Source organism: Desulfovibrio sp., assembly GCF_018379785.1.
Classification (GTDB): Bacteria; Desulfobacterota; Desulfovibrionia; order Desulfovibrionales; family Desulfovibrionaceae; genus Desulfovibrio.
The window spans coordinates 1-9483 of record NZ_JAGZUV010000108.1 but is presented as its reverse complement, the minus strand read 5'-3'; the positions used below and the strand labels follow the sequence as shown (position 1 = coordinate 9483).

Sequence of the window (9483 nt, the reverse complement as noted above, 5' to 3'; positions counted from 1 at the left end):
TTTTGCCAGGGACGCTCGCGCCGCCCAGGCCGCCCTTTCGCATCATCAGGCCTGTTGCAAGATCAAGTATTGGTTTCAATTGCTGTTCAACACTCATGGCGTGAAACACCGCTATTTTCATCTGGGGCATGAGCTCTTTCAATTCCTCGTCGCCGTACGCGGACACAATATTTCCGATCAAGCCTTCATTTTCTTCCCAGTCGGCGATATAGAATTTGTTTGCCTCTTCGGCGATGCTTTCCATTTGCTCCTGCGTCAATTTTGACCTGTCTTCCTGCCTGTCGCCGCACTTGCATTCATTTTTGTCAAGTTTGGTTACCTTGTCCGCATCGCCGCCCATCACCCTCACATAATCTCTCTTTTGATTATCCCGCCACCGGTCACCGGGAAATTTCATATCGTAAAAGCCGGAGCGATTGCCGTTTTCGTCATATACCGTCACATCCGGTATACGTATTTTCCCAACCCTGCCGCCCTCGCGGCCGGTGAGCGATTTGAGGGTCTTGTATATCCAGCGCCCCTGCGCATCCGTTTCAAGCGGTTCCAATGTGTCCATATTGTAAGGAACAGCGTGCTTGTACGGCCCTCCGGGCGTTTCCGCCTTTTCCATCATCAGGTCCGCGCATCGCTGCATGAGCCTTCTGTTCTGTATGATCGGGTACTTCATGCAGCAGCAGAAAATAATGCACAGCTCCTCTTTAACCGGATCTTCAATGCACGGGGGTATCTTGTTCATCGCCACCGTGCAGATGGCGGCCTGGTCCAGCAGTCCCATGGCTTCTCCTCCCTATTACAGGCCCACCTCGTCAAGGACTTCCATCAGAGGCGCATTTCGCGGCCTTTCGGCAAGAGCTTCGACCACACGCGGCTCGTCCCAAATATACGGGCCGAGACGTACGGTCAGGCTCATGCCGTAGGCCAGAGAACGCCTGTCGGCATAACCGGCCCGCGACAGCACATCCGCGACCTTTTCGCCCAGCCTGTATGCCTCGGGAAGAGGCATTTCGCGAAGGCGGGCGCCTTGGCTGCTGCCCATCGTTCCGATGATACTGTGGATCATCGCCTCATTCCATATATGGTCGAAGAGTTCATCCGCACAGCGCTGAAGTTCACTGTGTACTTCCTCCGCATCGCGGCTGGTTCCATATCTAATGCCGCAGCAACGCCCCGGTTCCCAGGCATGAAAATGCAGAACAGGGCCCATAAATCCGGATAGTTCGTCTTCCCGCTCCGAGTATGTGCTCAAACCATAGAGTATGCGGGGGTCAAACCAACGGAAGAGCACGGGCTGATCATTTTCGAGGCGGCATTCAAGCTGCTGCTGCAGATGATCAAAAACGAGCTCATAGGAACCGGGAGCGATTTCGGCCAGACAACCCAAAGGATGTTTCCAGCCCTCGTCGAAAATCCAGCGGGTGACGGCATGGTTGCCTGCGGCGGGGAGGATAAAGGGGCCTGCGGCTGAGACCTCCTCTCTATATGTGTTCATGTACAGCGGACGGGCCTTTGGATCCGTCTCTAGCCTCCAGAGCACGCCCGGCAAGTCCTTATGGGCGCAAGCATCAAGAATCCAATAGAACTCGCGGGCCGCTTCTTTTTGCGAAAGCAGACTCAAAATATGCATACGCCAGTCGACATAGGACTGCCCGGGAATCATGGAAGGAAAGGTCATGACTTTGCCCCACAGATCGGGCAGAGGGGTTGGGCGGCCTTTTGCGCAAAGGACAAGGCCTGTACTTGGGCGATGTTGCGGATTACGGGGGCGGTTCCGGCATCCGGCTTCACGCTCTGATCAGGCAGCTCCGGCGCCGCGCCGCTGCCGCTGCCCGGTCCGCCCCCGCCGCCCAGATTTATCCGGCTTCCGCCCATACGCACGCCGGAGGGGTCCAGCTTGATCCAGCTGCCGCCCGCCTTCAGCGTCATTTCCGTACCGGCTTCCAGCACCATTTTTTCGCCCGCGTGCAGGTGGATTTCCGTACCGGCCTTGCCCAGCCACTTGCCGTCCACCTTAGTGTGGCTGTCCGCGTGCACCGTCAGATTGTCATTGGCGAAAAGTTCGGTCTTGCGCGGCTGCTTGAGGGTTTCATGCGTCTCGCCCTTGGTCAGGGCGTAGGTGAAATTGTCCACGGTGCGGTGTTGGTCGTGCAGGATATGCTCTTTCCAGTCGTTTTTGACGTGGATGTTCACATCCTTTTCCGCATGAAGATAAATTTCTTCCTGGCCCTTCTTGTCTTCAATGCGCAGTTCGTTGAAGCCGCGTTCCTCGTTTTCCTTGCCCGGCGTGCTCATGGATTTGAACACCGTGCGCGTCTTGTGCGCGGGCAGCTCATAGGGCGGCATGTTCAGCTCATGGTAGACGCGGCCCGTGATCAGCGGGCGGTCCGGGTCGCCTTCCAGGAAAGAGACCACGACCTCGTGGCCGATGCGCGGGATAGCCATGATGCCGTATTTGCTGCCCGCCCAGCCTTGGGAAACCCGGATCCAGCAGGTGGTATTTTCATTGTGCCGGCCTTCGCGGTCCCAATGGAACTGCACCTTCACGCGGCCGTATTCATCCGGGTAGATTTCCTCGCCTTCCGGGCCGGTGACAATGGCCGGGTCGGAATGAAGCGGGTCATCTCCGGAATGGCCGTGACCCGCGAGGCATAGTGCAGACCGCGCCCGTCCGGGGCCTCGTGCTCCAGCACGCCGGGCTGCTGCCCCTCGTGACGCACGGAGACCACCCACCAGCCCGCGTTGAGGGCCTCGCGCGGGTGATCGTGCATGCTGAAGGTATAGCTGGGCAGAAAGCGGGCCACGTCCGAGGAACATTCGATCCACTGCCGGAAGGTCAGCTGGCGCAGCATCCGCAGCTTGACGTAACGCTCGCCGGGCTGCCGCAACTGGTAGAGATGCGGGTAGGCGTACTGTTCCAGCAGCATGCCGGGCGGGGCCGGGGCGGCCTGCTTGTCCTCTTCCTTGTCGCGCACTTCCAGGTCCAGGCGGGGCTTCCGAAAGTTCCATTCGCGGTAGGCGGCGGCATTGCTGTTGACCTGTTCGTGCAGGGTCAGGCGGTTGATGACCGCCGTATCCGAGCGCTGGCCCGAGCCTGGGAAAAAGCGCAGATCACTCTGGCCGGGGATTTTGGGGCCGCCCTCGCGGTCGCAGAAACAGAGGCAGTGGCTGGCCCGGTTGTGCTCAAAGTAAAAATAAATGCCTTCTTCCTCGCACAGGCGGGTAATGAAGTGCAGGTCCGTTTCGCCGTACTGCACGCAATACTCGCGCGGCTCATAGCTGCAGGAGAGCTTGAAGGATGAGCCGTCGGCCGTGAAGCCCTGCTCCTTGAGGATTTGCTGGATGATTTCCACCACCGAGAGATTCTGGAAGATGCGGTGGTCGCGGATTTGGCCCAGAAACCAGAGGCGCGGCACCAGGGAGCAGCGGTAGTGGGTGAAGCGGTTGGCGGTATGGAGCTGCTCCATCTCCCGGATCAGGCCGTGGACCAGGCGCTCGCTGCCGCTGCGGTCGGCAATGGACAGACAGGCCGGGGCGCCCAGCAGGGCGGTAAGATCCACGTTGGCCGAGCGGCTGACCAGCTCAATGCCGAACTCATACGGCTTGCAGACCTCCTCAAAGCCCGAGAAAGCGTACACGCCGAAGTCGCCGCTTTGGGCGGTGAAGTTGAACCAGGAGGCGTTGGCGGCAGGCGTCTGGGTCATGGGAACTCCGGAGCCGAGGGTTAGGCCGGTTCAAGGCGTCGGACTCGGGGCGCGGCCGCCGCTGGCGTCCGGCAACCGCGCCCCAGGCGGCTAAGCGCTCTGCGGCTTGCGCCAGTCGTCGCTTTCCGAGGTGCTGGCGTGGCGTCCGGCAACCGCGCCCCAGGCGGCTAAGCGCTCTGCGGCTTGCGCCAGTCGTCGCTTTCCGAGGTGCTGGCGATTTCGTGGGTCTTGGTGAGCTAATTATTCTGAGGAAATCAGAATCGCGCCGCAGGCGGTTTTGTGGCCATGGAGAGCAACCGGCACACTATCATCACAGTATGTGGTCTGTCCCTCTACTATGGAGAATACTCCTTCACATTTAGGGCAAGAAACCAAATCACCAATGCGGGCGATAGGTCTGCCCTCAATGCGACAGATGCCGGAAGCCCGAATGACCTTTCCGCCGTGAGTCGTTGCGTCACCGAGGCGGATGACCCGCCGTTCATCTACTGCACAGGACATATTTCTCCTTTTTAAATTATGTACCACATTTATATCATTATAGATAATATATTTTTCACTTTACAATGATTTTAGTTTATCTTTATTATCGGAAATAATTTTTACTGTAAAATACAGGGCAGCTTTTTGTGTCTCATTGCTCAAGCAGGCATCTTGATGGCTGAAACCTTTTGGAGCGGTATGCTCGCTTTTGCAAGAATTTGGCTTATTCTCACAATGTAACTCTCCCGAAGATACATGCGATGCTGTGCCATCGCTAACGCCAAGGCGGGAATAACCCCGTATGCAGTGCAAATCACCTTGCCAGGAAGCATGAGGTACAGTTCCATCACCGATATGATGGATAGTATTGAGAGTATATTCTCCATCTATTGTGCCGCACTTTCCGACTCCATCATCAAAAATATTTTGTCTTTTCTCTTTATTTTTTGAGCGAACCCACACGATTTCTCCTATGGCAGGTTCGTTGTAACTTTCTCCCCAGATGGCATAGGTGCATTGATGATAGATTCTTCGGATCGTTCTATGAAATTCTTTTACATTTTGAATATATGTAGTGAAAAGATTTCTATTTTCTTCTAAACTGGAACTATTTGCTAAAATTGAGGCTGGGTCGAAGTAACGCAGATTGTGGTCCGGTAGTAAACCATACCAATGGGGGCTAGTATAAACTTTGTCATAAATATCAGTCCCATCTTTTACCGAACCCAGCGCTGGAGTGTTTCGCACATCATACAAAAAGAACCATTCGCCTTGTTGGCTTGGTTTCTTCAGCCACGCGGGTGTCTCTGTCCGGGCAGCCAACGGACTGTTATAGCTCTGACCAAAGGGAAGTAACTCTAAACCGCCCAAACATTGGCTATATACGGCACCTAGAGTACGGGCGTTGCTGCCTAATACCGTATTCAAAGGAAAGCCCTGCACGCCTTGGCGCATATTACTGTAGGCTTCTGCTGCCCCATTGGCGGGCATAGCGATGTGGATAACCCCAAGAATATTCGTATCAAACCCTTGCGCTACCATACTCCGAGCTACGAGTCCTCCCATAGAGTGGGTGATTAGAAGCACTTTTTTGTCTGTCCCTAGGCGAGCCTTCCCCTTTTCTTCATCTTCAGCATAGTGCGGCAATACGGTTTGGGTGATGAACTCTTGGACTTTTTGAGCGGATTCTTCATTGCTACGCAACCAGTTATAACCGCAGGCCCAAGCCTCGAAGCGATATTTGGGTAGTGTTTCCAGTTCGTCCATGCGTAGAGGAGCTGCATTGTAATGCATACCATATTTAGCCAGTGGAAGCCCCATGACTTCCTTCCAAGTTAAGCTTAATACACCATTGTGAAATACATTGTTAAGCCAGCGCTGAAGGTGTCCGAGAAAAGGGTGATAGGTTTTAGCCATGACACTGCCCCAACCTCGTCTTTTTAGGCTTTCCTCACGTTCTTCATCGGGAACTTTGATGGTTCCATCGGTATAGACTTCGGTATTCTCTTTATTTAAAAGTTGTTGTCTCCTGGAGGCATATATCTGTGTATTATACATTTGGAGAGTGCTGAATCCTTTATCAGGTTCCCAAGTAGGCTTTTTTAGCTCAGTATTGAAAATATTACTACCCATGATACCCGGCAAAAAGACAATAGGGGTCACTGGCCGCCGGCTGATCATGATGTCCACCGGGCCGGTAACATCTCTAGATGTAAGTTGCCAGAATGCGCTTTCAGAGCAACCTGCACAGGTCGTGGTGCAGGTACGTCGGGTTTTATCTTGATGTTCCATGGGCCGTTACTCCTAGAAGTCATCTCATAATCAAAAGTGGCCAAAACTTAGAAAATTTCTAGACATTTCAGTCCGCGTCCTTCACGAAGAAGGAATGGACATAACCAATGAGCAATGGGAACGGCTTGCGCCCCTTCTTTCCGAGACTCCCAATGGGCCGAGAGGACAAGGCAGGCCGGTACTCAATGAGCCACGCGCCATTTTAAACGGCATTCTTTGGATTTTACGCACCGGAGCGCCCTGGAAAGACTTGCCGGAGCGATATCCGCCGTACCAGACCTGCCACAGATGGTTCCAGCGCTGGCGCAAAGAAAGCGTGTTTGACGGCATTTTGCTCACCTTGGCCGATGACCTGCGAGAACGCGGCAAACTCGATTTACGGGAGGCGTTCATCGACGGGACATTCGCCCCGGCAAAAAAAGGGGCCGTGCCGTTGGTAAAACAAAGCGCGGCAAGGGCACCAAGATCATGGCAGTGGCAGACGCTGCTGGTTTTCCTCTCGCCCTTCACGTGGCAAGCGCGTCGCCTCATGAAGTGACCCTGGTGGAAGACACTTTGGATCGGACGTTCACCAATGAGCTCCCGAACCGCCTGATCGGCGAAAAGGCCTACGACAGCGACAAGCTTGACGCCAAGTTGGAAGAGGATTGGGGCATTGAAATGATTGCCCCGAACCGGAAGAAACGAAGCAAAATGCAAGACGGACGACCGCTGCGGCGCTATCGACGCCGCTGGAAGGTCGGCCTGTTCGCCTGGCTGCAAAACTTCCGCCGTCTTGTCGTACGATACGAATTTCATCCTGAAAACTTCCTGGCTATGGCACAACTGGGCTGCATCATTATTTTGCTCAGGGTGATTATGAGATGACTTCTAGTCTTCTACAGGCCTAGGCCGGATGCTCCTGCTTATGGCGTCCCAGAGGCCCAATGCCTGTTCCAGCGAGGCAAAAGGTTCACGCGGGTTGTCTCTGTGCAGACTATTATTCATGTTCAGCGAGATAGAAGGTCTGTCTAGATTGTGTAAACGGCTAGGAGCAGTTAATTCAAAATCATATTCTTTTTTTCCATGTGCATTGGTTTCGATGAAGACAGCCTCTCTGGCTTCGATATTGCCCAGTTTAACATCTCCTAAGCGAGGAATATCAATTCCTCCTGCCGCCAGTTTGGTGAGTAACATTGGGCTGTATGTCAAGGAGGGCTCTTCCGCGATCCCCATGGTCCAGAGACTCAGAGCCATGTCAATACCCGAATATTCGGGGAAATTGGCCCATAGGCCTGTATGTTCAGAACCGCGCCAAGGCTGCTCATTGCCATAGGCTAGAAAGCCACCCTTGAAGCAGAAACCGGGCTCTTTAGGAGCGGGCTCCCAGAGATCTCGAGCTCGCAATACGTTGGCAAGAAAGCGGACATGCTCTTTGGCTAATTCATACTTGTCCGGATGATAACGGGCATTATAGGTAAAAATGCGATTTCTTCGATCATTACTTATAAGGAAACATTGTAGGGTATGAAATACGTCACTGTTTTTTTCATAGTCGCGCACGATGACGATACTACCGTTCTCCAACTCATAACGATCCCTGAACATGATATTTTTTGAGTAGATATTACGTGTATTCTTCAGTTTTTCGATTTCGGCAGCGACTTCTTGGTGCATATTCTCGCGCGTAAGATCCTTGCGCCAGACTAAGGGCTGTCCCCAGAGTTTTGCCTCTTGCTCCTCCACAATGGCTGTAGGCGGCAGACTGATCACAAAGCGGCCGACGCAATAAGATAGCCAGTTGTCCGTATTCACAAACTCACCTCGTACAGGAAAGAATTTCCATTTCAGGGGATGATAGGCTCCAGCGGATACAAGCACGGCGGCGAGAATCCATATCATATGTGATTTCCTGAATCTCATTGCATTGTCCGTTTTCATACACTTTGGGCGGTTAACTTCGAACTGGGAAAAATGACAAATTTGAAGGAGGTCGGAGTTACTCCTCCCCCAGAAGTTCAATACGCACCTTCATGGGGTAAAGGCTATTTTGTAGAGGGATGCGGCCGTCTTCTCCTGTCGTCCCGGAGACCACGCTACCGTCGGCAAAGTGCAGTTTGTAACGCATATTGGCAATGGGATCGCCGGAAATCTCATCGCGTAGACAAAACTCTTCATTGAAACGCGCCGCTCCGGAAGGCAAATCTGGCAGAGGCATGTTCATTTCCTGAGGGCCCTGCATACTACGCGAAGCGGCATATACTTTCCAAGAATTTTTCGTACCTTGTTCTATGCCACTACTGTTGATGCGCAAATAGCTACCGCCAGCATTAAGTAGTATTTCCTCTGCGGCAGTGAGCCGGATGGATTTTTGCGTGCTGATGAGGTTGATAACCTTTTCCGCGATGATGTCCAGATCATCAGATTGGGCCTGAATCTCTACTTTCCCCTTAGCTGCGAAAAGGCGCATGCCAAGTCTGTGGGCGAAGACACTGACCTTATCTAAGGCGGTAGCCAAGAAACTTCGGCCCGCGTTCAGGGAAATATGTTCGCCGGAAGTTGCCGCAATATGTTCTGCACTATGGACATGCGTTGAACCTGCCGTGGTCAAGGCCGTCCCTGTAGGGCTTGAGAGTAGCAAATGTGCCTTGCTCAACTCTTCATGGGCTTTGCCCTGACCGCGTATTTCTTCCGCTTGTGCTCGTAATTTTTTTACGGTTGCATCTCCGTCGGTTTTCTCGTGCTGCGCATTATGATTTTCAGCAAGGTTGGTGGCCTGCGCATGCTGTTCGACAGCTCCTTGCAAGAAATTCGTCGCTTCCAAAATGTCTTTTTGATGACGTTGCGCTGATAGACGAGCTTCCGTACCAATATACATGCCCTTGGCAGCACGTATCACCCCCCAGCCGTCTGTGCGTAACTCAAAACCTTCGCCCCGAAAATCGCATCTACCGTCGTGATGATTGATGCGGGTAATATAGCCCAGATTCAATTGTGAAAGTTGATGGTCGCTGGACAGTTGGGCCTGGATTGCGTTCTGCGTGTCGTCCAGCACGAGCTGATTACGGCGTCCCGCATGGAACTCCCGGCTCTGAATGCCAGAAAGGGTTTTTTGTTCCGGCAAGTTCCATGGGGGCATCTTCAAGGTATTGTATACCCGTCCGGTTATCACCGGACGATCCGGGTCACTCTCCATATACTCCACAATGACTTCTTGTCCGATGCGGGGCACCTGGATGAAACCGAAATCCTCTCCCGCCCAGCTGTCAGCCACTCGTACCCAGCAGGTGGTATTTTCATTGTGCTGGCCTTCGCGGTCCCAATGGAACTGCACCTTCACACGGCCGTATTGGTCCGTATAGACTTCCTCGCCTTCCGGGCCGGTGACAATGGCCGATTGCAAGCCTTCAATCAGGTTTTTGGGATGCTCCAGGGTCGGAATGAAGCGGGTCATCTCCGGAATGGCCGTGACCCGCGAGGCATAGTGCAGACCGCGCCCGTCCGGGGCCTCGTGCTCCAGCACGCCGGGCTG

General features: G+C 53.6%; 7 protein-coding genes and 1 pseudogene. 1 reads left to right on the top strand and 7 read right to left on the bottom strand.

Annotation, left to right across the window (positions count from 1 at the left end):
• The 5 genes and pseudogenes from KH208_RS15010 to KH208_RS14990 all read right to left on the bottom strand — a co-directional run.
• A partial coding sequence (locus KH208_RS15010) for a VRR-NUC domain-containing protein (protein ID WP_291437648.1) occupies positions 1–775 on the bottom strand: 775 nt, incomplete at its 3' end.
• Between the two features lie 15 nt (positions 776–790).
• Positions 791–1672, bottom strand: coding sequence for a DUF4123 domain-containing protein (locus KH208_RS15005; protein ID WP_291437647.1), 882 nt, complete (start codon positions 1670–1672; stop codon positions 791–793).
• Positions 1669–3698, bottom strand: a pseudogene (locus KH208_RS15000) (type VI secretion system Vgr family protein). The gene KH208_RS15005 and the pseudogene KH208_RS15000 overlap by 4 nt, the downstream one beginning before the upstream one ends.
• A 240-nt stretch (positions 3699–3938) precedes the next feature.
• Positions 3939–4199 carry a PAAR domain-containing protein gene (locus KH208_RS14995; RefSeq protein WP_291437646.1) on the bottom strand — a complete coding sequence of 87 codons (261 nt, stop codon included), beginning with the start codon at positions 4197–4199 and terminating at the stop codon, positions 3939–3941.
• Between the two features lie 60 nt (positions 4200–4259).
• The gene (locus KH208_RS14990; RefSeq protein ID WP_291437644.1) at positions 4260–5972 is read right to left on the bottom strand and encodes a hypothetical protein; all 1713 of its coding nucleotides are present in this window, start codon (positions 5970–5972) and stop codon (positions 4260–4262) included.
• 94 nt (positions 5973–6066) lie between these two features.
• On the opposite strand from KH208_RS14990, the gene KH208_RS14985 reads away from it, so the two are divergent.
• Positions 6067–6839, top strand: a protein-coding gene (locus tag KH208_RS14985; protein WP_291437642.1) for an IS5 family transposase whose coding sequence is annotated in 2 segments (ribosomal slippage) — positions 6067–6397 and positions 6397–6839 — 774 coding nt in all. Because the reading frame shifts where the segments join, the coding sequence is not laid out codon by codon here.
• A 3-nt stretch (positions 6840–6842) separates the two neighbouring features.
• Here the strand turns inward: KH208_RS14985 and KH208_RS14980 are convergent.
• Positions 6843–7853 (bottom strand): T6SS immunity protein Tli4 family protein, encoded by a 1011-nt coding sequence (locus KH208_RS14980; protein ID WP_291437640.1) that lies wholly within the window; start codon positions 7851–7853, stop codon positions 6843–6845.
• Positions 7854–7950: 97 nt separating this feature from the next.
• The coding region (locus KH208_RS14975; RefSeq protein WP_291437639.1) for a type VI secretion system Vgr family protein at positions 7951–9483 on the bottom strand (1533 nt) is incomplete at its 5' end.